Raw genomic sequence first — 20589 nt, 5'->3', positions numbered from 1 at the left:
CTGCCAGCAGGTCTGCTTTGTTCAGGAATACAACGATGTAAGGTACACCTACCTGACGAGACAGCAGGATGTGCTCACGGGTCTGCGGCATCGGGCCGTCAGTCGCGCCACATACCAGGATAGCGCCGTCCATCTGAGCAGCACCGGTGATCATGTTCTTAACGTAGTCGGCGTGTCCCGGGCAGTCTACGTGCGCGTAGTGGCGGGTCGGGGACTCGTATTCAACGTGAGAGGTCGCGATGGTGATACCACGCTCACGCTCTTCCGGAGCGTTGTCGATACCGTCGAAGGCAACGGCAGCGCCGCCCCATACTTCGGCACATACGCGAGTCAGCGCAGCGGTCAGGGTGGTTTTACCGTGGTCAACGTGACCGATGGTGCCCACGTTTACGTGGGGCTTGGAACGTTCAAACTTTTCTTTTCCCATTGCGGGCCTCCCAATATAAGCGTGAGCCGAACTAGCGACTATTACCAAGAACGGCTCCCATATAGCCACAGACAAGAGTCCGTTCGGGAGCCTGCGCACCCGGGGCGCCTAACGACAAAAAACCCGGATACAAATAGCCGCGGAGACACAGGTCACCGCGGCTACGAATAATGGAGCTCATGGGCGGATTTGAACCGCCGACCTCACCCTTACCAAGGGTGTGCTCTACCCCTGAGCTACATGAGCTTACTCCAGAAGCCAGCAATCCTGCCGGCGCAGGCGGGGCTGCCTGCATGCGCCCAACCCAACAAGCTGGACGACTTTAGAACCAAGCTCATTCAAGCTTGCCAACCAGGCTCCGCACAATGAAATGGAGCGGGCAGCGGGAATCGAACCCGCATCATCAGCTTGGAAGGCTGAGGTTCTACCATTGAACTATGCCCGCGCTATCGCGTGCGATAACCTCCAGATAGAAGACCAAAAATCCTCTTCTACCTTCGATGCCAGCACACAGGCATCTGAATAATGGTGCAGGGGGGTGGATTATTCGGCCTTCGGCCTCACCCTTCGGGTCGTCGCTATGCGACGCTCACCGCCTGCTGCGCAGTCGGGGTCAAACCGCGGCGGTTCTCACCCACCCCTCAGGGGCTACGCTGAACTGCCTGCCACCCATAGGGCAAACTGTTCGAAATAATGGTGCAGGGGGGTGGATTCGAACCACCGAAGCTTGCGCGTCAGATTTACAGTCTGATCCCTTTGGCCACTCGGGAACCCCTGCTCGAAAGCGGTGCGTATTTTCTACAGCGACCTCTTCGATGTCAACAAGTTTTTCCTTAAATTTCACACACTTAACTGATCTTCTTCAGCAGCCCGCGAAACGGAAAAGAGATGGAGCTGGCGAGAGGAGTCGAACCCCCGACCGGCTGATTACAAGTCAGCTGCTCTACCAACTGAGCTACGCCAGCATCTCTAAATTTGAAGCCCGAAAGCTCCGCACACTTCAGCGACTGTTGACACCCCCTGAAGTGGAGGCGGGATTCTAGGGGAAGTGATCTCGACAAGCAACAGCCTGTTGTCGCTTTTCTTAACCCCGGCAGGCAAATTGCTTTTCCTCTTCGGCTACAACTCTTTGCTGCCCTGCTGAATCTCGCTGCACAGGTTTTGCCGGCGCCCAATATCCGGGTAGTCGAGCTGCAACTGCTGCCAAAACTCTTCCCCCAGAACCGCGCCCTCCTCAGTACCTTTCACACCAGACGCTCCCGACAAGACAACCCAGCGCTCGAGATAGGTCTGCGGCTCTTCGCGGAACTCCGCGGCAAATCCACGCCCCTGCAACTCCCTGGCCAGAGCTTCGGCTCGCTCCAATTCGGAAAAAATACCGAAGGAGATACCATTTTCCAGCGATCCCTTTGGAATCACATAACTATCGACACCCGCCGCCTGGAGCTCACGCAACTTGCGGAAAGCCTCCCTGGTGGAGTTCAACGGTGCCAGATAGACCCAGTAGCGCATTTGCCCCTGCATCTCGACATCTCTTAGCGCCGCGTCGACCTGGAGTGCCTGCAAACGCCGCACCACATCCTCGCCCTGATAGGCCTCCTCAAATGGACCCACCAAAGTACACAAGGGTGCAGCCTCAACAACAGACTCCCCAGCTTCCGCCTGCCCAGGCTTAACCGCAGGCGCCGGCCGCTCTCGCACCAGCTGATCGGGGTCCACCTCATTCAGCAGCGAGATAGTATTCACCCCGGTGTCCGTCGCCACCGCAACTGCCTTGGCCGCAGGTGTGCGGTCTGCGCTCAAAAACCACCCGAGCAACCCGAGGTTTACAGTCAACAACAAGAAAAATATCCAGCGCATACAAGTTTATTGATTCATCAGTTAATAAGTTGTGCGCGCACGGCACCATTCATCAAAGTAAGTGCGTCATCGAAGATTGTGCGCTGCAGCCACGCATCACACACTGGGCCCAGCAAGGGCGGCGTACGCCAACCCCTCCATGACAAGATCCTCCACCACCTCCGCCGGATGCGGGCAGAGTGCGGCGATCAGGGCACCGTCACCACCAGTGAACAACAGCCGCATCGCCGAGGCCGACTCCCGGGGCTGCATGCCTTTACCGCCCGACAATCGTCCCAGCAAAGCCTCACGCGCTCCTTCAACCGCCCCCAACACCATCAGCGGCAACCCCCGATTGACCGCATCCTCTGTATTGCAGCCCGGCGCCAGAGACATCCCTCCGGCAAACGACTCAGCAACTTTCACCGCATCTGTGTCGCTGTACAGGGCTCGGCGCATTAGCCCGAGGCCTGGAACGATATACCCGCCCAGATGCTGCCCACTTTCCGCCAGCAGATCCAGAGTGACCGCACTACCGCAATCCACGATCAGTGCCGGCGTTTTTGCCCGCCCGTGTGCCGCAAGCACCGCCAACCACCGATCCACTCCCAGGCGGGATACATCCTCGTACGCACAAGACACCCCGGCACTTTCGGCTGTTACCCGGGCAAATGCCACGGAGATACCCAATTCCCGCTGGAGTCTCGCATCAATCGCGAGGGAGACCTTTGCACCGGCAACATTCGCACAGCGGACCCCTGCCAGCCGATATTGCGACCAGCTCGGAGGCAAACGCCCGTCTTGCCACCAGGGCCCGGGCGCAAAAGCACCGCGGGCAATGATATCCACACTTCCGGCCTGGGTGCTGCGCACTAATCGCCACTTACCGCGGGTATTCCCCTGATCCAGCTCGAGAAAAATGTCACTCACGATATTCGCCCGCTGAGCCAGTGGCGGGGCGGAGAGAGACCTCCCCTCCGTGAAATACCTTTTGCTGCCCGTCTATTTCCAGCAGCAGGGCGCCACTGCTGTCGACCCCGCAGGCAATGCCACACCAGCGCTGTTGCGCCGACTGCACACATACCTCGGCGCCGGCAAACTGGTCGAGAGACATCCAGGACTGACGCCAGGGAGTGAAGCCCGTTTCCGGATACTCCGCGAGCATTGGCAGCAATTCATCCAGCATCGCCGCAACCAGCTCGTTGCGGGAAATACCCGGGTGTACCGCCTCGAGATCGATCCAAGGTTGGCCGATGGCTTCCGACACAGATTCCGGCAGGTGCATATTCAGGCCGATGCCCACTACCACGCCGCACCGATCGGTAAGGTCGCCGTTCAGTTCCAGCAAAACACCGGCCAGTTTACGTCCGCGACACCACACATCATTGGGCCACTTGAGGCGGATATCCGGCACGTCAAATCGCGCGAGCGCGCGCTCGAGGGCTACGCCCACAGCAAGGCTCAAACCTTCGAGTAACTGCACACCACCATTAAACTGCCAACCGATAGAGAGACTGATACCGGCGGCAAACGGGCTCTGCCACTGGCGGCCGCGACGTCCGCGGCCAGCGGTTTGCTGCTCGGCCAGAGTGACCAGCCCATGTCCGCGCCCGGCATCCAGAGCAGAAAGCACCTGCGCATTGGTGGAGTCCACCAGGTCGAACACCTGAAGCTCGGCGAGCTGCCGTGCAGCATCGGAATCCATCGCCGCGCGAATACGCGCGCCATCCAGCAGATCCAGGCCACCGGGCAGGCGGTAGCCCCGCCCTTTTACCGATTCCACCTGCAACCCAAATGCCTCGAGCTTTTGCAGCTGCTTCCAAACCGCCGCACGACTCACCCCCAGCACCTCCCCGAGGGCCTCACCAGAATGGACATTGCCGTCCGCCAACTGCGACAGCAACGGACGCAAGGCTCCAAGGGTAGCGCTTGTCTGCACGCTCAAAGCGAGCTCTCCCGCGCGCCAAACTTATTCTGGTGACTACTCATTTCAATGCCCACTTGTCACATCCTCTCTACAAATAGCGACGACGGTAACGCGGGCCGAGAGCGGTAAGAATTTCATAGCCAATGGTTCCCGCGGCGGCACCCATGTGATCGACGGTGAGGATGTCATTCAGCACCTCAATAATCTCAAGCTGCTGACGCTCCGTTTCGCTCAGTGCGCTGATATCAAACACCGATGTATCCATGGATACCCGCCCCACCATAGGCACCGGCACACGGCGCTCCCCGATCACAGCACAGCCACGCCCCCGGCCACTTTGGGTGCGCAGTATACCGTCCGCATAGCCCCCCCTCACCACTGCCAGCCAGCTACCGGCTGAAACCGATTGCGTAGCCCCATACCCCACCGCGCGGTGATCAGTTATTTTCCGCTGCTGCAGTACCGGCAAGCGAAGGTTTACCACTGCGTTCATAGGGTTTTCTGACCCCGGCACTGGATTGATGCCGTAAAGGGCTGATCCCGGACGCACCAGGTCAAAATGATATTCCGGCCCAAGATAAATGCCGGAGGAATTGGCGAGGCTCGCGCGCGTCTCGGGGCGGTGCACCCGCAGTCGCTTGAGAAATTCGGTAAACGCATCCAGCTGCCAGCGGTTTTGCGGGTGCCCGACCTCTTCGGCACACGCCAGGTGGCTGATCAGTAGCTGGATATTGCTGCGCGCCAGAAGGGGCAAGTCTGCCAGTAACTGATCGAACTCTTCGGCACTCATGCCGAGCCGGGTCATACCCGTGTCCACCTTGAGCGCACAGGGTGCGGCCGACCCTCTCTTGGCCGTTGCCGCACACCACTGCTGCACCTGGTCGAGCGTCACCAGTACCGGGGTCAGACCGGCGGCCGCACACGCCAACTCACAGCCCTGGCGCACACCGGTGAGCAGGTAGATTTCCACGCGATCACTTTCAGCCTCGCTGCCAAACTCACCGCGAAACACCTCGCGCAGTTCAAGCCCCTCGGCGAGAGTGGCGACAAAAAATTCCCGACAGCCGGCGCGATACAGGGGTACCACCACCTGCGCCATGCCCAGGCCGTAGGCATCAGCCTTGACCACTGCCGCGCACTGGCCGGGCTCAGAGAGCATTGAGCACAAGCGCTGGTAGTTTGCGACAATCGCCCCCCGATCAATGCTCAGCAGTCCTTCGCGTTCGGATTCCGTTATTGACACCTTTACCTCATTTAACCGGCAGAGAGGAGGGATTCCCGGCGCAGGGCGCGGGCGCCCGTCACCACGGCAGCAGCAACAAAGAGTAGAGTGACCACAGACCCGGCAAGCATCCAGGCCAGTGAAACCTCTTCACCCACAAGCAAACCTTTTAACCACTGCTGATGCCCGATCAGCGGCAGCAATTGCCAGGAATCAACGAGGCTGACCTGGGCCATATCCAACCCCATCAACAAAACTAGCGGCGCAATCTGCAGGATACTCAGCTGGGTCTGGGCATCCTTGAACGACTGCGAACGCAGCGCCAGCAAGATCTGCAGCACCGCAACCAACAGCGCCAGCGGCAGCAGTAAAAGCCCCATACTAATGACACCGGATACGGTGGTGGCCTGCTGAATACCCAGCTCGGCGAGCGGCATCACCGGCATCAGGGCCACAAGCGCACCGATGGCCAACAGCGCCCCCAGCCAACCAAGGCTCGCCACTGCGAGCATTTTGGCGGTAATAATCTGCCACGCCGGCAGCGGCTGCAGCAGTAGCGTCTCCATACTGAGCCGCTCTCGCTCTCCCGCGGACGTATCCACCGATGTTGCCAGGCTCGCCACAAACAGGGTGAGAATCAGCAGCCCCGGTACCATGGCCAGCAGCAGCGCACCGCGTGCAGAGGGGGTACTCACATCGCGGGTTTCCAGCTTCCACGGGGACAGTAATTGCGGCGCAACACCACGCGCAGCCAGCCGCTGGGTCACCACCATCTGCTGCAAGCCCCCCAACCGCTCCTGTAGCTGGCGCTGGGTGCGGCCGGCATCGGTGCTGGAGGTATCGACATACAGATACAGGGGCGGCGCACGAAAATCCCGGTAGCGCTGAGCGAAGTCTTCGCCAAATTCCAATACCAGATGATAGTCCGCCGCAAGCAACGCGCGGGGCTCACCGCCGCCCAGGTTATCAATCTCAACCCCTGGACCGCGCAGCCGCTCTGCCAGCAATGGCGCATACTCTCCGCCAAGTATCGCGACCCGCGTCACCTCCTCGGATTTCTTCTTGATCATAAACATCGAGCCACCAGCCATCATTGCCGGGAACATCAAAGCGAAGCTCACGGCCATGATCAATGCGCGGCGGTCGCGCCAGGCCTCGAGAAATTCTTTGCGCAGTAGCGGCCACATCAATTTCAACGGTTCATATCGCAACACGAATTTACCTGCTCCACTCATACCAGCGCCTCTTTTACCTGCGCTGAGCGCTCACCGTAGGCGAGCGCCACAAAACTGTCTTCGAGATTGTCGCAACCTGTGTGCTGCAACAACTCTCCGGGGGTACCGCGCCCAACAATTTGCCCCCGGGACATTACCAGCACGCGATCGGAGAGCTCTGCCACTTCCGGCATGACATGGCTTGAGAACAGGATTGAAGTACCCGATTCGCGCAGGCGCAATAGCGTGCGGCGCAACAGCCTCACCGCCAGCACATCCAGGCCGCGGGTTGGCTCATCGAGGATCAGATGCTGAGGGCGGTGCACCAGGGCGCGGGCCAGAGAAACCTTCATGCGCTCCCCCTGAGAAAAGCCCCCCATGCGACGCCGCCACAGTGCATGGAGCTCCAGTTCTTCACAAATGGATTCCAGCGCCCGTTTCAGCTCGCTGCCGGACAGTCCCTGCATACGCGCAAAAATGTTGAGGTATTCGTCAACGGTCAGGCGCTCGTACAGCCCCTCCCGATCACCGACCACACCGAGCTGCCTGCGCACGCCCTGCGGGTCCACGGCCGGATCCAGGCCTCCCACCAGCACCTGACCACTTTCGGCACCCAGTAATCCACAGACAATCCGCAGGCAACTGGTTTTACCGGCACCATTGGCACCGAGCAATGCGGTAATACGCCCATCCGGGACCTCGAAGCTGAGCTCGCGCAAAACCGGCTGGCCAGCAAACGACTTGCTGATTCCCTGTACTCGAATCACGGCTGGCCTCCATCTTGTTCGCTGGCGGTCATAGCCGCACCTTCCATCGATGCGCCCGGCACCTGCTCCGGCGCAAATTCAGGCCCAAAGGCCGCCGCCATAAAGGGTGGACGCTTGATATCCGCCACACAGCTTTGATCCAGCTCGGCACTTTCACCGTCCAGGAATTCCAGGATCAGATCGGGAATACAGCCGCGGGCGCTATTGATGTGCCCCCCGCCCTGCACGATCAGGTGCTGGCTGTTTTGCAGATAACCCAGTGATTCCTCTGCGTAATGCGGTGGGGTGATCGGATCCGCACTTCCAGAGATCAGCAATACAGGATGCGCGCGGGATTCACTCGGCGCATAGCCGCGTGGGGGCACAGGCCAATTCTCGCAGCCGCGCACAAACGGTTGCAGGAATGCATTCCCCAGAAATGTGCCCGCGCTGTCCGCGGCCATTTCGTCCGCGCTGATACGCTGTATCTCCTCCGCACAGGCGACGGAGAAGGTCAGTCCCATGGCCATGCTGCCTTCCATTGCGGAAAACAGGCCCACAATACCGGCCAGCGGCATCAGGTTCCCCTTGGCGGCCTGATCCACAGCAAACGGCAATTGCGCCGCGGCACCGGGATCATATAGAGCCGTGCGCACCGCATTGGCCAACATCCACCCCTCCACCGGCTCTTCCGCAGGGAAACCGGTAAACGGATCCGGGAAACTTACCGCACGCGCCCGGTCCCAGCTTGCGAGCATCTGATCCAGCGCCGCGCGCCAGTCGCCAAACTCTCGACATACGGGGTCTTCCGCGCAGTCGCGCTGCAACTGCTGCAGCGCGGATTCCGCCTCCTGAGCGGTCAGGAATACTTTACTTTCAATGGGGGCCACGCCGTCGAGTACCAGGCTGCGCAGGGAATCCGGGTACCACTGCTGGTACAGCAGTGCCGTCCGCGTGCCCCAGGAGCCGCCCCATAGACTGATCTTGTCGTGCCCCAACGCCTTGCGTACCTGCTCGAGGTCTTCCACTGTCTGGCGGCTATTGAGGGTCATTGGCCGGTCGGCGGCGCGCGCATAGCACTGGGCAATCAGCGCGGCAAACCGCTCCAGGTCAGAGGGCGGCGCGGTGCTTACGCCACAGTCGAACATATCTGACAATCCGGCACCGCGGCGGTCCACAAACACCACATCGCGCTCACGATTGATTTTGCGCAGCGGATTGAGCAATTGCACCAGATCCGATGCCGCCTGCCCCGGCCCCCCCGCCAGCATATAAAGCGGCTCCTGCTGGCCGCCGTTCAATGCCGGCGCCACCAGTACCGCAAGCTCTGCTCCCTGCCCGGCTTGCGGGCCAGTGACCGGCACCCGGTAACAGCGCAGCGCATCGGACCAGCCACTGCCGTAGCAAGGCTTCGATTCAAGAGGCTGTGTCACCGGCGTCGGCTCAGCCATGGCACACACACCCGATAACCCCAGGGCTGTCGCCAAAAACAGTCGCTTGCTGCCGTTTATCATTCTTTTTTGCTTCAACATCGGATACCCGCGCATTATTTGTCGCTTCCGCAGTCTACCGAAGTTTTCCCGCCACCGCTGTGCTCTCCATTCACCGCACTCCGGCAAACCTCCGGGGATACAGGAGATTGCCGTAGCGTCCGTCGGCGCCGAGTGGTATGGTTTGCCGTCGTTTGACTACAGAATAAGCAACGAACCCGCCGAGATGAGCTTTTCAGACAGAGAAAAACAACTGGTACGGGCAGCCTTTGCCTGGGGCCAGATCACCCAGAAAGAAGGCTATACCCTGTCTGACCTGGAAATCGAGAAATCCGTCCTTTTCCGTCGCCTTCTCGCCGGCCGTCCGCCCCTGGCTTTCCCGCCACCCCTGCGCCACGGTTTCCCCTGGTACGAGGTGATTGAGGGCCGCAGCGAACACGTGGTCAACGCCTCAGAGGCCTCCCCCGAGCACAGCATTATTGCCCCCGGTAGCAAGCCCGGCGATACCTGCATTCTGATCGACGGAGCCTTCTGGCGCGTAGCGGAAACTCTGCGCGAGCGCGAGGAATATCTGGTGGAATGGGGTGAATACCCCATGCAGTGGCGCCTGCAAAAGCAGTGGGAAGTCAATTATGAGATGACCCAGCAACTGCACAATTTCCGCAAGCAAAACCCTGAGGCCAATGTGAGCCTGGCGCCGGGCAGCGGCCAGCGGGAGTACAGCGAGTTCCGCGTGGATGACGACCAGACGGTGTGGCTCTCGGAATGGCACCTCACTCGTATCGGCTTGCCTGGATGGGTGTGGGTTGGCCAGGAGGCGGATGCGGAGCCTTCCACTTACGAGCTCGCCCCTATTTGCCAGGATCAACAGGGCCCGCTGGTTCTGGGCGTCGCCGGCGCCGAGCGCGGACCGGGCTGGCTGCGCATCGAGCTGGTGGATGGCGATGCACGCTATATCAAGCTGGGCGACGAGCTGGAATACAAGATGGCAATTGCCTCAGCCGTTACCGAGTTCGATCGTCTGCTGCACAGCATTTCCGGTGAACAGCTGGAAGTGATGGATCGCCGCGGTGACGAACTGCTTCGCTGCTACCGCGTCCCCATGCACCTTGCTCCTCTTGAGCAGTTTGACCTCGGGGATGTGAATTACGATCTGGTGCCGGATAACGCTTACGCAGGGTAATTTAAACCTCTGTGGTTTTTGCTACGGTACTTCGTAGCACTTCCACTGGCGGCGCCGCCAGTGGTGAAAGTTCGCGAGACACGCCGTGAACCCATCCCTGGGGGCTCTGCAAAAACATCCTGTTTTTGAAGGTCTCGCGAACTTCCCCCACCGTCGGCACCTTCACATCTGGCTAAACTACCCCGATTCAACATTTGCTTACGAAGCACACTCGTTCAAATTGAAGCTGGAGTGCTGGGGTGTTGTATTTGGAAGCGTCGCAAACAGGGACGTTTGCGACGCAGCGTACAGGGATGTATTCACAGGGGGGCGCCCAGCTCGGTTCCAAATACAACACCCCAGTGCTCCGGCGCCACCGGAGGGCCGCAAGAAGAAATACCACCAAACTCAAACTAATCCACATCTCTGCCACGCCCAGCACGCAACAACTCAAACCACGCTTCTCGATCCAGTTCCATTTCCAACGCGGCCAGCGCTGCAACCAGACGCTTGGGATTACCACTCCCCAGCACCGGAACCATGTGTGAGGGATGTTTCAGCAACCACGCCAGCGCCAATTGCATGGGGCCGTTTTCCGCATCTAACCCGAGTGATTTATTCAAGCGAGCCAACTCCTGCTGTACTCGCGTCGCATCTGTGTCGTCGCCACTGAACAAGCGTCCGCCCGCAAACGGTGACCAGGCCATGGGGATTACCTTGTGTTGCTGGCAGTGGTCCAACTGGCCGTCAAACATGGGCTGAGAGTGCAGCAGGGAAACTTCGATCTGGTTGGCGACCAGTGGCAACGCCACACGGGACTGCAACAGGTCGAACTGGTGCGGAAGGAAATTGGAAACCCCGAGGTGTTTTACCTTGCCTTCCTGCACCAGGGTCTCGAGAACGCCGGCCAGCGCGTCCGCATCCATCAACGGATCGGGGCGGTGTAGCAGTAACAGATCCATCTGCTCGACGCCCATATCCCGCAGGCTGGTTTCTACCGCCGAGCGGATATGCCCCGCACTGGTATCGTAGTGATTGATCCGCGCACCGGATGCCTCGCCCGCAAGGCGAATACTGCACTTGCTGACAATCTCCATGCGCTCGCGCAATTGTGGTTGCAGCTTCAGTGCCTCGCCAAAAAACTGCTCGCAGCGATAGTCCCCGTAGATATCCGCAAGATCAAAGGTTGTCACACCCAGGTCCAGCATCTGCTCAAACAGCGACACACGCTCGGCCGGGGAATAGCCCCAGTCGGTCAGGCGCCATAGGCCAAAAGCGATGCGGGAAAAAGAAAGATCGGGTGCGAGAGAGGAAGATGTGCGCTGCATAAAAAATCCGCCGGATCAGAAGAGTCCGGCGGATTCTCGCACATATGGGAGGAGGCTTGTTCCTCCCCCCGCACAGGCTTACTGCAGTTTCAGCGTTTCAGCGATATCCGCCCAGGAAACAAGCTTGAAGTTCTGGCTCTGACTGGGCATACGGTTGCGGCCATCCTGCACCACCAGCAGCCCCTGCGGGTACTGGCTGCCTAGAGCCGCACTGGAGACTTCCAGACCATCGGTTTCAGAGCTGCCATCGAGATTTTTATCCAGATTGATATCCACCTTGAAGTGGCCCACAAACTGGCTGCCGTCACGCGAGAACAGTGCGTAGCTGTTATTACCCTGGCTGGACACCACCAGATAGCTCTTGTCGCCGGCGTGGTAGAAGCCCATACCTTCCACATCTGCCGCCAGACGCTCACCGTCTACCGGTGCAATCAGCTGCGGTTTAGCTTCGCCGGCAGTAAAGGCCGCGATATCCAGGCGCCAGATGCCGCCGTCTTCCTCACCGAAGAACAGCATCTGCTGCTCGTCATCCACGACACAACCTTCCACCTGACTGGCCACCGGTAACGCGGCAATCTTTTTGAGACTCCAGTCCACATCGCCGGTGCCGGGCACTATTTGCAGAAGCTGCAAGGGGCCCTCTTTATCGGAAACCCATGCCATCAGGTCCGCGCCCTTGCGATATACGCACAGACCGTAAGGGTCGTCCATTTTCAGGTTGCGCAGGCCCAGGTGTTCCACCACACCCTCGGCGGTGATACCGAACAGACTGACACCGGGGTCGGTACGGTTGCTGGCCGCGGCGATGGCGACAAACTTGCCGTGCTGCATGGGGCGCAGGTCGACGTTGTTGACCCGCCCGACAGCAAAGTGCTCCAGCAGCTTGCCGTTCAGGTCGTACACAGTGAGACCGCTCTTTTTGTCGGTGCCCAGAATCAGACTGGCAGACGGGTTCACTGGATTGACCCAAATGGCGGGGTCATCTGCAGCGTCGCCACCAGAGGCCACCGGCGCGGTCTGGCCGCTGGCACGCACCCGTGGGATTTCCACTGGCCCGCGGAATGCCTGCATCTCTGCAGCCGGCTCCGGCAGCGTGACGGCAAAGCGATGCACCTGATCACTCTCCTCCGCCAGCGCCAGTAAAGCGCCCTGCTGTATCGCGGCGGAAACCGGCTCGATCTCTGCCAGAGTCTCGACAAAACGCGGCGCCTGGCGCGGAGTGTTGATATTGAATGCCAGCACCCGCTCGCCAGCGGTTAGCCAGAGGTTGCCACTGGCATCATCCAGCCACATACCACCGAATTCACCTTCAGGCAGGTCGGCGGAGGCGGCGAATACTTCGCGGCCCTCATCCATTTCTGCATCGGCATTCAGGCTCCAGATGCCCAGTGGCGGTTGCGCCACCAGCAATTTGCCATTGCGATCGTCCACTGCACAGGAAGAAACCTGTTCACCGAAATAAACAGGGCGCACGCCGGTAAATTCCCACGCCTGCTCGCGCGGGTGCACCACGTATTCATGCCCCAGGCCGTTTTCATCAATGGCAAACAGGTGCGTGCGCCCTGCCTGGCGAGAGAAACACATGGCCACCTGCGGAGCGCTGGTCGCCATTGCTGCCAGATAGCGAATTCGCGGGCTCCCATCCTCCATATCCAGAAGACGCAGCTGCAATTCGGCACTGTCTTCGTTATACATCGCAACCAGCCAGCGATCATCAGCCAGCTTCTGCAGAGCGAAGCGCTCCACGGTACCGCCATCCAGCGCGAGCTTCTCCTCACCGCGCGCACTCACCAGAACCAGTCCGCGCTTTTCACTGGCCAGCAGCAAGTAATCCTCTCCCGCCAGACTTACCGGCGCGAGTTGACTGGACACCACGTCCGTAAGAACAAGGGCTGATTGAGACTGGATGGGCTGAGGCGCCTCTGCGGTAACATCATCTTGAGGTTGGCAGGCACCGAGCAGACCGGTAAAGGCCAGTAAACCGGCAATTTTGAAGGTATTTGATGACATGATTTTTCGACTATCCGGGTTTCCCTGGCAGGGTGAATATTGTGGGCAGCAATTTACACCCACAGCATTACAATAAAGTGGCAAACAGATGACGCATCTGTTCGATATATAAAAAATAGCAAAAAGCCCGGTACCGACTTCCACCGGTACCGGGCTTTTGTGAAATAAATCCAACCTTAGAAAGCAGAACGCCAGGTCAGACTGTAAGTCGGCGTGCTGTCTTCATACTGAATTTCGTTGACCGGCTCACCGTAGTCGCGAATGTACTCAACCTTCTCCTGATCCAGCAGGTTGGTGCCGCTGAAACGCAGTACCGATTGCTCGGAAACATTCCATTCGACGAACATTTCCAGGTTGCCGTCGTATTCGGTGATGACGTATTCCTCGAATTCGGTCTCGAGGGATTCGCTGCGCTTCTGGTAAGAGATACCGGCGCCACCAAAGCCCGGCAGGTCCTGGGTCAGGCTGATGTTGTACACGGAATCCGGCTGGTTGCGGAAGGTGCGCATTTCGCCAGTGAACGGATCTTTGATCTCGGAATCGAGGTAGGCGTAGTTGGCGTAGAAACCGGTGTTTTCCAGTCCGACGAAGGCCAGCGGCATGGAGATATCAAATTCGACGCCGCGGGAAGTACCGTTACCCACATTCATCGGGGTAAACAGTGCACCGCCGGCTTCGGTTTCAACACCGGTGTCGGTCAGTTCGATGACGTCGTCGATATCGCGGTAGAAGAAGTTTACCCCCAGAATGCCGCGACCGGGCAGGCGGTGTTCAAAGCCGAGGTCGAAGCCCCAGGCCAGCTCGGAAGCCAGATCCGGGTTACCCACGGTTACGTCTTCATCGTCCGGCGTCTCGTCTTCTTCAAACGGGGATACCAGGTCGAACTCAGGGCGACGCAGGGTGCGCGCAACAGAGGCGGTCACACGGTTGTCGTCATCCATGTCCCAGCGCAAGCTCATGGATGGCAGCAGTTCATTGCTATCGCTTTTCGCGCTGCCATCTTCGTTGGAAACTTCGCGCTCGTAAATGTCATAGCGCAGACCACCTTCCAGGCTCAGGTTCTCCGCCATATCAAAGGTCAGCTTGGCGTATGGCGCAACGCGCGTTTCCTCGATATCGGCATCCACATCGAAGAAGCCCGCTTGCAGACCGGTGCGCTCGCTGGCGCCATAGGAGAGACCGGTTTTCAGCTCGGTCGCACCCAGGGCGATTTTATAGCTGCCTTCCAGGGAGTAGTTCTTGTCTTCGATAAACAGGACTTCATCGCCCTCTTCCACACCTTCGGAAACTCCGTCGTCAAACTCTTCTTCAGTTTCGAAGTTGACGGTGTCTTCCTTGAATTGGGAAAGAGCCGCAGAAAGCTCCAGCTCACCGGAACCCAGTGCGGTGACGTACACACCGTCGATACCCCAGCTGGTCTGATCAATCTGCTCTTCCTGAGTAGCGATTGCCACCAGATCACCCTCGGTGCGGCTGATCACATCACCTTCGTATTCGGTAACCAGCTCGTTTTCGGTGCGGTCGGTAAATACGTAGTAGGCGTTGAAACGCACCTCGGAGGTGTCGTCCAGCTGGAAGCCGAGAGAACCGTTCAGAGAGTTATCGTTACCATCGCGGGTGTCCTCTTCGAAGGCATAACCTTCCAGAACTTCCTCATCGAAGTAGGCTTCGGTCTTGCGCTTGGGGTTAAAGCGCTCCTGAATGTTCGCACCCAGCCAGAAGTCATAACTCTCACCGGCATGCGCGATGGCGGCGGAGCCAATGGTGCGGAAATCTTCAGAGTCGGCGTAGTAAGTGCTACCCAGGCGGGTAGTAATACCTTCCAGTTTGGCGCCATCTTTCAGGATCACGTTCAGAGAGCCAGCGACGCCCTGAGAAGTCATGTCCGCAGACGGAGAGCGGATGATTTCGATACGCTCAACCAGCTCGGAGGGGATGCGATCAACAAAGAAGGTGCGGTCTGCGCCCTGGCCCGGGATCGGACGGCCATTGATCAGAACTTCAGTGTACTCGGCGTTCATACCACGCAGCTGTACCGCGTCGTACTCAAGAACATCAGAAGTGAAGGCAACACCCGGGGTGCGCTTGAGCATTTCACCAACGGTCAGGGGCTCGAAGCGCTGAAAGAAGTCCAGGTCGAAAGACAGTGTCGGGTTAATGTCGTCGGTGCGATCGCGGTACACGTTAGTACCGGTGACAACGATCTCCTCAACTCCGGAGCTCGCGCTCATTGCGACAGATTCATTGGCCGCACTCTGGGCGGTAGCATTGACACTGATGATAGCTGCGGCAAGAGGCGCCACCATCTTCAAATTAAATACAGGCTTAGTCATAGTTCCCCGTCCCCATTATGGAATTGGCTGTAATACAAGAAGCAGTTGCACGACCGGCGCTATGACGTGAAAAACCATGCCCGGCCTGTTGATTTGTGCGCGCAGGCTAGACTTGGCATGTGAAATTTGCGTTACCGTTTTTTTAAATTTGTCATATTGCGCCTGTAATCTTGCTCTCGAATTCGCGAACCAATTCCCGACAACACAGGCGCAGCGAACGTTTCCGGCCTATTGCTGCCACCTGAAAGGGAAGTGAACCAAATGGTGAATAATTTATGACAAGCCCCACAGATGACGTCGCCAGCAACGAGCAGCCCGCCAGCCTGACCCGCCGCACCCTGTTCAAAGCCATCGGCGCTGCCACCGCAGCAACAACGGGTGCCGCCCTGCTGCCTGGTTGCGGTGAGCAGAAGAAGGCATCCACACAGAATCTGGGATTTTCAGAAATTCCCCACAAGCTCGACTTTAAACACCACCTTCCGGAGGACTACAGCGCCGACCTGTTACTGCGCTGGGGCGATCCACTGGATGCCTTCGCCGAATCCTTTTCTCCGCACAAGCTCGACGCCAGGGAGCAGTCCCGCCGCTTCGGCTACAACAACGACTTCATTGCGTTTATGCCACTGGATCCCGAAGCCGCCCCCGGCGATCGCGACGCGCACAGCCGGAGTAACAACAGCGCGCGGGGGCTGCTGTGTGTCAATCACGAGTACACACAGCCGCATCTGATGTTTGCGGGATACACCGAGGCCAGTTCGGTGCGCGGCACCAGTGACGCGCATGTCGCAGTGGAACAGCAGGCCTGCGGCCACAGCGTGGTAGAGATCGAGTTGACCGAGGACGGCTGGCAGCCGGTACTGGGCAGCCCGTATAACCGGCGTATTACCCTGAGCACCGCGATGGACATCGTCGGCGCCGCCGCCGGCGACAAGCGCCTGCAAACCAGTGAAGACCCAAGTGGTACCCAGGTATTTGGCACCGTGGGCAACTGCGCAGGCGGCAAAACGCCCTGGGGCACGGTACTGATCGCCGAGGAAGGTTTTGGCGGCGCCTTTCAGGGCGACCCGGACAACGTGGCGGACGAGGTGGAAGCGCGTAATCACCACGCCTTTGGCATCGAGGAAGGCAACCGCAACTGGGGAGACTACGACCGCCGATTTGACATCACCGTCGAGCCCAATGAGCCCAATCGCTTCGGCTGGATGGTGGAATTCGACCCCTACGACCCGGATTCCAAGCCCCGCAAGTTGACCAGCCTCGGCCGTTTTGAGCACGAAGGTTTTACCGTGGTCAGCAAACCCGGGGAACCTATCGTGGCGTACGGCGGCGACGACGACGAACACCAGTTTGTGTACCGGTTTGTCTCAAGCGATGTTTATCGACCCGGCGAAAACACCCACAACCGTAAACTGATGACCGAGGGCACACTGTACGCCGGCCAATTCAGGGAAGGTGGCGCCGGCACCTGGCTGCCACTGGTTTTTGGACAGGGCCCACTCACACCGGAGAATGGCTTCCGCAACCAGGCGGACGTACTGATCGACTGCCGCCGCGCGGCCAGGTTGATGGGGGCCACCCCCATGGACCGCCCGGAAGATGTCGAAACCAACCCGGTGAATGACTGCACCTATGTGATGCTCACAAAAAACAAAAGGCGCAAACCCGGGGATGAAAACCCGGCCAACCCCCGTGCGCGCAATACTGCCGGCCACGTACTGGAAATCGTGCCGCCCGGGCGCAGCGGGCTGCGCGACCACGCCAGTGACACCTTTCAGTGGAATACCTTTCTACTCGGCGGTAACCCCAATGCGGAAGACCCGGCCGAACGCGGTGCTTACGGCCAACAGCAAGCAGGCAATATTTCCGCCCACGGTTGGTTCGCCAACCCGGACAATGTGGCCTTCGATCAACTGGGGAATATGTGGATCGCAACGGATGGCTGCGAAGATTTCGGTTTTCACGATGGCCTCTGGGCCATGGCGACCGAGGGTGAGCTTCGCGCAGCACCCAAGCACTTTTTCGGCTGCCCGGTAGGTGGCGAAATCTGCGGCCCTGAATTCACTCCGGACGGTAAAACCCTGTTCGTCGCGGTGCAACACCCGGCGGATGCGGATAACTCCACCTTCGACAACCCCCTGCACCGCTGGCCGGACAACGATCCCAAACTGCCGCCGCGTCCGTCGGTGCTTGCGATCCGCCGCAACGACGGGGGCAGTGTCGGCAGCTGACCGCGCATGCGCAGTCAGCTCACGGGCCGTTACCGCTGCGGTACATTATTGCGGCTGTGGTAGCGGCCCGCTGGCGCCGCGGGAATCGAAATATTCGAGAAGTTTCCTACGGCCACTTTCCGGAAAGGGGATATAACCCATTTCTTCCACAACTTCCTGACCCTCACCCAGGCCGTAGTGCACCATCGCATTCATCGCCGGAAACACATCCGGATTGCGATAGGATTTACGCATGATCAGCCAGGAAAAGCTGATTATCGGATACCCGTTTTCGCCGCCGGGGTCGGCAATGTTTTGCCGGGTCAGATGTCCCTCAAAACTGCTCAGTGCAGACTGGAAGCTCGCCGGTCCTGGTGCAACCATATTGCCCGCACGATTTTCCAGCGATGCCATGGCAAGTTTCGCATTGTCTGCGTAGGCGTATTGCACGTAGCCAATCGCACCGGGCACCGAGCCGACCATTCTGGCGATACCGGCGTTGCCCCGAGCGCGTATCAGACTGCCACTGTCCTTCAGCTCGGATGGCCACTGAGGGTCTTTTGAAGCGCCGATTTTTTCGGCAAAGTGCTGACTATACGCTTCGATATGCCGGCTCATATGCAGCGTCGTACCACTGGCCTCGGCGCGCGCCACAAACGTTATTTTCCGGTCTGGCAGGTCTTCACCCGGGTTGCTTTTTTGCACCAGTGGATCGTTCCACTGACGGATATCCCCGAGCAGAATTTTCGCCAACACCTCGCGAGACAGCTTCAGCTGCTCCACGCCCTCAAGGTTGTAGATAAACACAATAGCGCCGGCGGCCATCGGCAACTGTAGGACGCCGCCCTCCACCCGCTGTATGCGTTCGTCATCCAGTGGGTAATCGGAACCGGCAAAATCGATTCGCCCCTGCATAAAGTTGGTGATTCCGGCGCCACTACCAATACTCTGGTAGTCCACCTGGAATTGCTGTTCTTTCTTGTACAGGTCCCTGAACCAGCGCAGATACAGTGGTGCCGGGAAACTGGCGCCAGCGCCAAGTATGCGCGCACGGCCGTCGATATTATCGTCGTGCCGGCTTTGCGAGATATCCTTGAACAGAGAGATACCCACCGCCACGAGCACGGCGATAAGCGCCAACAGCAGTATCAGCTGTAGCGATCGATTGGGAGCTATATTTCTGCGCCGGTTCATCCGAGTACCATGCTTATTAAATTCCTTTTGTGCAGCACTTCACCACGAAGAAAAGGATCACTAGATCTTTGTATAGCAAAGGCTCGCGAGGAACCCGGCAGATGCAATGCGATTGCCCGGGAAAATCAACTGATCGCAACAATTCGGTCACACCAGGGTAACAATTGACGGTTAAATTGGCATACCTGTACAAGTTCACATAATTGCAACAATCTTTGTGCACCTTGCGCACTGGCTTAACTAGTATCTACGGAAGTGCGTACCTAACGGCTGCTTGCCGCACTTAACTACCTGACGTGGCTTTGCTCACGGATGCTTTCCACATTCATCAAAAGGCCTAGCATGATGTTCACGCTGTCAATTCTGAAACGATTCAATCGCGCGCTTTGCGCCGGCACCGGGATTCTACTTACCGCGACGATGATTACTGCCTGTTCCGGCGGTTCATCCGACGGAAAAAGCAGCTCCGACGCCACAGGTGGGAACACACCAGGTGATAGTGGCAGCGTGCAGCTGAATGGTTCCGGCGCCAGCTTTCCCTTTCCCATTTACTCCAAGTGGTTCAAGGACTTCTCTCGCAACGAGAGCGGAATCCGTGTGGACTACCAGGCCAAGGGAAGCGGTGCAGGTATTCAGGACTTCATCAACGGCGTAGTGGATTTCGCCGCATCCGATGCCGCTATGAAAGAAGATGAAATCGCCAAGGTACAAAAAGGTGCAGTGCTACTGCCGATGACCGCAGGTGAAGTAGTACTGGCATACAACCTCGAAGGTGTGAAAGCGCTCAAACTGCCCCGGGATGTATATCCGGAAATATTCCTGGGCAAGATCGACCGCTGGAACGACCCGAAGATCACTGCCGCCAACCCGGGCATCGAACTCCCTGACACAAAAATCACGGTAGTCACCCGCTCGGACTCCTCCGGTACCTCTTACGTATTTACCGGTCATCTGAGCGCTGTCAACGCCGACTTCAAGTCCGCTGTAGGCCAGGCCAAGGCACCCAATTGGCCGAATAGTGCCAATTTCGTCAAGGCTCCTAAAAACGACGGTATTGCCGCGCAAATCAAACAGACTCCAGGCGCTATCGGCTATGTGGAGTACGGTTTTGCCAAGCTGACCGGCCTGCCCGTAGCGCAGCTCGAGAACAAAGCCGGTGAATTCGTATCGCCAGGACCGGAAGCGGGTATTGCCGCACTCGCCAGTGCCGAATTTCCGCAAGGCAATCTTCCAGGCACCGAGATTCCAAATCTGATCGTGTGGGTCACTGACCCGGCCGGTGCAAACGCCTACCCGATCGCCAGCTTTACTTGGCTGCTGGTGTACGCCGACCAAGACGACCAGAAAGCCGCGGCGATGCAGAAGCTGGTGGAATATATGCTGAGCGATGAGGCGCAGAATCAGGCGGATAGCCTGGGCTACATCCCCCTGCCACAGAATGTGCGCGCGAAGGTGCGCGAGGCTGCAAAACATATCCAGTAAAGGTGGCA

At 58.7% G+C, this 20589-nt stretch carries 15 protein-coding genes, 4 tRNA genes and 1 other RNA gene; 3 read left to right on the top strand and 17 right to left on the bottom strand.

Translation table 11 applies throughout. The annotated features are described in order from the left end of the window. The 13 genes from ACXAG1_RS12910 to ACXAG1_RS12850 all read right to left on the bottom strand — a co-directional run. Positions 1 to 427: GTP-binding protein (locus ACXAG1_RS12910; protein WP_475119908.1), on the bottom strand; the 427-nt coding region annotated here is incomplete at its 3' end. Positions 428 to 598: 171 nt separating this feature from the next. Continuing rightward, positions 599 to 673: transfer RNA gene (locus ACXAG1_RS12905), tRNA-Thr, on the bottom strand. Between the two features lie 125 nt (positions 674 to 798). Further along, positions 799 to 872: transfer RNA gene (locus ACXAG1_RS12900), tRNA-Gly, on the bottom strand. A gap of 81 nt (positions 873 to 953) precedes the next feature. After that, positions 954 to 1082, bottom strand: a non-coding RNA gene (locus tag ACXAG1_RS12895) — RtT sRNA. Positions 1083 to 1121: 39 nt separating this feature from the next. Further along, a tRNA-Tyr gene (locus tag ACXAG1_RS12890) sits at positions 1122 to 1205 on the bottom strand. A gap of 111 nt (positions 1206 to 1316) precedes the next feature. Beyond that, positions 1317 to 1392, bottom strand: a tRNA-Thr gene (locus ACXAG1_RS12885). A 154-nt stretch (positions 1393 to 1546) separates the two neighbouring features. Then, positions 1547 to 2269, bottom strand: coding sequence for an SPOR domain-containing protein (locus ACXAG1_RS12880; RefSeq protein ID WP_475090676.1), 723 nt, complete (start codon positions 2267 to 2269; stop codon positions 1547 to 1549). A gap of 114 nt (positions 2270 to 2383) precedes the next feature. Further along, positions 2384 to 3196 carry a type III pantothenate kinase gene (locus ACXAG1_RS12875; protein WP_475090677.1) on the bottom strand — a complete coding sequence of 271 codons (813 nt, stop codon included), beginning with the start codon at positions 3194 to 3196 and terminating at the stop codon, positions 2384 to 2386. Then, on the bottom strand, positions 3189 to 4205 hold the full coding sequence (gene birA, locus ACXAG1_RS12870; RefSeq protein ID WP_475093894.1) for a bifunctional biotin--[acetyl-CoA-carboxylase] ligase/biotin operon repressor BirA: 1017 nt from the start codon (positions 4203 to 4205) through the stop codon (positions 3189 to 3191). The genes ACXAG1_RS12875 and birA overlap by 8 nt, the downstream gene beginning before the upstream one ends. Positions 4206 to 4281: 76 nt before the next feature. Next, positions 4282 to 5436, bottom strand: coding sequence for an alanine racemase (gene alr / locus ACXAG1_RS12865; RefSeq protein ID WP_475090679.1), 1155 nt, complete (start codon positions 5434 to 5436; stop codon positions 4282 to 4284). A gap of 11 nt (positions 5437 to 5447) precedes the next feature. Further along, positions 5448 to 6650 carry an ABC transporter permease gene (locus ACXAG1_RS12860; RefSeq protein WP_475119907.1) on the bottom strand — a complete coding sequence of 401 codons (1203 nt, stop codon included), beginning with the start codon at positions 6648 to 6650 and terminating at the stop codon, positions 5448 to 5450. After that, a complete protein-coding gene (locus ACXAG1_RS12855) occupies positions 6647 to 7396 on the bottom strand; it encodes an ABC transporter ATP-binding protein (RefSeq protein WP_475090683.1) in 750 nt (249 codons plus the stop codon). The genes ACXAG1_RS12860 and ACXAG1_RS12855 overlap by 4 nt, the downstream gene beginning before the upstream one ends. Further along, complete coding sequence (locus ACXAG1_RS12850) at positions 7393 to 8826, bottom strand: alpha/beta fold hydrolase (RefSeq protein WP_475090685.1); 1434 nt, start codon at positions 8824 to 8826, stop codon at positions 7393 to 7395. The genes ACXAG1_RS12855 and ACXAG1_RS12850 overlap by 4 nt, the downstream gene beginning before the upstream one ends. Positions 8827 to 9091: 265 nt before the next feature. Here ACXAG1_RS12850 and ACXAG1_RS12845 point away from each other — a divergent pair, with 265 nt between their 5' ends. After that, a complete protein-coding gene (locus ACXAG1_RS12845) occupies positions 9092 to 10048 on the top strand; it encodes a hypothetical protein (protein WP_475090687.1) in 957 nt (318 codons plus the stop codon). Between the two features lie 392 nt (positions 10049 to 10440). On the opposite strand, the gene ACXAG1_RS12840 is transcribed toward ACXAG1_RS12845, so the two are convergent. The 3 genes from ACXAG1_RS12840 to ACXAG1_RS12830 form a co-directional block, all read right to left on the bottom strand. After that, positions 10441 to 11355 (bottom strand): aldo/keto reductase, encoded by a 915-nt coding sequence (locus ACXAG1_RS12840; protein ID WP_475119906.1) that lies wholly within the window; start codon positions 11353 to 11355, stop codon positions 10441 to 10443. Positions 11356 to 11433: 78 nt separating this feature from the next. Next, on the bottom strand, positions 11434 to 13365 hold the full coding sequence (locus ACXAG1_RS12835) for a phytase (protein ID WP_475090691.1): 1932 nt from the start codon (positions 13363 to 13365) through the stop codon (positions 11434 to 11436). A gap of 176 nt (positions 13366 to 13541) precedes the next feature. After that, positions 13542 to 15698: a TonB-dependent receptor plug domain-containing protein gene (locus tag ACXAG1_RS12830; RefSeq protein ID WP_475090693.1), complete on the bottom strand. Its 2157-nt coding sequence runs from the start codon at positions 15696 to 15698 to the stop codon at positions 13542 to 13544. A gap of 275 nt (positions 15699 to 15973) precedes the next feature. On the opposite strand from ACXAG1_RS12830, the gene ACXAG1_RS12825 reads away from it, so the two are divergent. Further along, entirely contained in the window at positions 15974 to 17926 is a 1953-nt protein-coding gene (locus ACXAG1_RS12825; protein ID WP_475090695.1) for a PhoX family protein, read from the top strand. Positions 17927 to 17971: 45 nt separating this feature from the next. On the opposite strand, the gene pstS (ACXAG1_RS12820) is transcribed toward ACXAG1_RS12825, so the two are convergent. Then, positions 17972 to 19099, bottom strand: coding sequence for a phosphate ABC transporter substrate-binding protein PstS (gene pstS, locus ACXAG1_RS12820; RefSeq protein WP_475090697.1), 1128 nt, complete (start codon positions 19097 to 19099; stop codon positions 17972 to 17974). A 342-nt stretch (positions 19100 to 19441) separates the two neighbouring features. On the opposite strand from pstS (ACXAG1_RS12820), the gene pstS (ACXAG1_RS12815) reads away from it, so the two are divergent. Continuing rightward, positions 19442 to 20581, top strand: coding sequence for a phosphate ABC transporter substrate-binding protein PstS (gene pstS / locus ACXAG1_RS12815; RefSeq protein WP_475090699.1), 1140 nt, complete (start codon positions 19442 to 19444; stop codon positions 20579 to 20581). Positions 20582 to 20589: the final 8 nt, after the last annotated feature.

This window comes from Microbulbifer sp. ABE4_465 (assembly GCF_056160765.1).
This window is presented reverse-complemented; position numbering and strand designations above follow the sequence as displayed.

What these genes read in the sequence shown, in the direction of transcription:
- ACXAG1_RS12860 (WP_475119907.1), bottom strand. Translation starts at nt 6,650, where the DNA reads ATGAGTGGAGCAGGTAAATTCGTGTTGCGATATGAACCGTTGAAATTG.
- ACXAG1_RS12850 (WP_475090685.1), bottom strand. Translation starts at nt 8,826, where the DNA reads ATGGCTGAGCCGACGCCGGTGACACAGCCTCTTGAATCGAAGCCTTGC.
- ACXAG1_RS12845 (WP_475090687.1), top strand. Translation starts at nt 9,092, where the DNA reads ATGAGCTTTTCAGACAGAGAAAAACAACTGGTACGGGCAGCCTTTGCC.
- ACXAG1_RS12840 (WP_475119906.1), bottom strand. Translation starts at nt 11,355, where the DNA reads ATGCAGCGCACATCTTCCTCTCTCGCACCCGATCTTTCTTTTTCCCGC.
- ACXAG1_RS12835 (WP_475090691.1), bottom strand. Translation starts at nt 13,365, where the DNA reads ATGTCATCAAATACCTTCAAAATTGCCGGTTTACTGGCCTTTACCGGT.
- ACXAG1_RS12830 (WP_475090693.1), bottom strand. Translation starts at nt 15,698, where the DNA reads ATGACTAAGCCTGTATTTAATTTGAAGATGGTGGCGCCTCTTGCCGCA.
- ACXAG1_RS12825 (WP_475090695.1), top strand. Translation starts at nt 15,974, where the DNA reads ATGACAAGCCCCACAGATGACGTCGCCAGCAACGAGCAGCCCGCCAGC.
- pstS (WP_475090697.1), bottom strand. Translation starts at nt 19,099, where the DNA reads ATGAACCGGCGCAGAAATATAGCTCCCAATCGATCGCTACAGCTGATA.
- pstS (WP_475090699.1), top strand. Translation starts at nt 19,442, where the DNA reads ATGATGTTCACGCTGTCAATTCTGAAACGATTCAATCGCGCGCTTTGC.